This is a genomic window from Haloferax sp. s1, assembly GCF_058382125.1.
In genome coordinates, this window is the sequence record NZ_JBZRPK010000148.1 from 1 (window position 1) to 1427 (window position 1427).

1 protein-coding gene is annotated in these 1427 nt (G+C 59.8%); it reads right to left on the bottom strand.

The window, feature by feature from the left end; genetic code table 11:
* Positions 1-239: 239 nt before the first annotated feature.
* Positions 240-1427 (bottom strand): pentapeptide repeat-containing protein (locus QT222_RS01115; protein ID WP_491476026.1); only part of this gene is annotated, 1188 nt, incomplete at its 5' end.

The following is a 1427-nucleotide window of genomic DNA, read 5'->3' on the forward strand; positions in this document are numbered from 1 at the left end:
CGTATTTGAAGATGTTTTCGGGTGGGACGCCTCCGCTCCAGATCACCGGTGCCAGTGCGACTGCGAATAGTCCGATTGCCTTGAAGACCAGCGCGATGCCCAGATAGACGGTCGTCTCGTCGGGGTCTGCGCCGACGTAGTGCCGTTAAGGGGCGAGGAGTCTGTTCTGCCCGTCACTCGTCATATGTCAGAGGATTCGCTCACGTGACATATAATGTTCGTCCGGCGACGACGAGGAGTCACGACTGGTCGGGAGACTCGACCGAGAGATTGTACGCCGCGACGGTCCCGTCGAGCGTTGCATCCGTGAGCGACGGGTCGGTATCGAACTGTGCGCTGGTGAATCGAGCGGGGCCGTGTATGATTGTCGCTCTGAACTCGGCGCTATCAGTGACGTGTGTGTACGCGAAGTCCAATCGGCCGTCGACTTCGACGCCGAACGTGAGTGTTCCGACGGTACAGTCCGAGAAGTCGAAGTCGCGTTTCACGCGGACGTTCGAGAAGAACAGTTCGTCCTCGAACGTCGCATGGTCACAGATGATGCTCCCCCCGACTGACCCTTCTACGACACGTACTGTAGCTGTGGTCGAGCACGTCACACCCGAGAGGTCGAGGTTTCCGGAAATAGCAGTTCGGACGAACGATACAGTTCCTGATTCGAACTGCGCATCGTGGAACCGGAGTTTCCGGCCACTGATTGTTGCGCCGTCGAAGTACACTGGGCCTTCGAACGTGCAGTGTCCGAAGTCGACTCGTCCGTCCGTCACTGTGAGTCCCGTACAGTCGACGGTGCCGTCGAACTGTCCGGTGGTTGCGTCGATTCCGCCCGTGACCGTGAGCCGTGTTGCATCGAACTCGTGACCGACGTGAAGATGGTCGAGAGATATTCCGTCGTCGACTGTCGCCGACTGGATGTTGACGTGTTCGTCGACGTGGCAGTGTGCGAGGGAGAGTCGATGCGTACACGTGACGTTCCCGAGGTCGAGGTGTCCTCCGACTCGCGTATGTGAGAGCCATGTCGGGCCGTCGAACGTGGCACGAGCAGCGGCAAACTGGGCTTCGACAGTCCCTCTCCTGAACGTGGCACCACGGACGAAGTGCGCATCTGTCGCGATAAGCGACTCGGTGCTAAAGTCAGTCGCATCGAGACGGCCGTCGACGGTCGCCTCACAGAGTGCCCATCGACCGCCGACTTGGAGTCCTCGGCAGGAGACCGTCGAACGCGCCTCAAATCGTTGCATGCACATCGCCCCACCAACCGAAACCCCGTCGAGTCGTAGTGGAGCATCAACGGTCGCATCTCTGAGGTCGCAGTTGTGGTGAATCATGGCTCCACGGAGGTCGATTGGTTCCTCGCTTTCGAGGTCCGCCGACGCCAACCCGAGCGTCTCGAACTTCCCGCCGATGAACACAGACGGTCTCGTGGG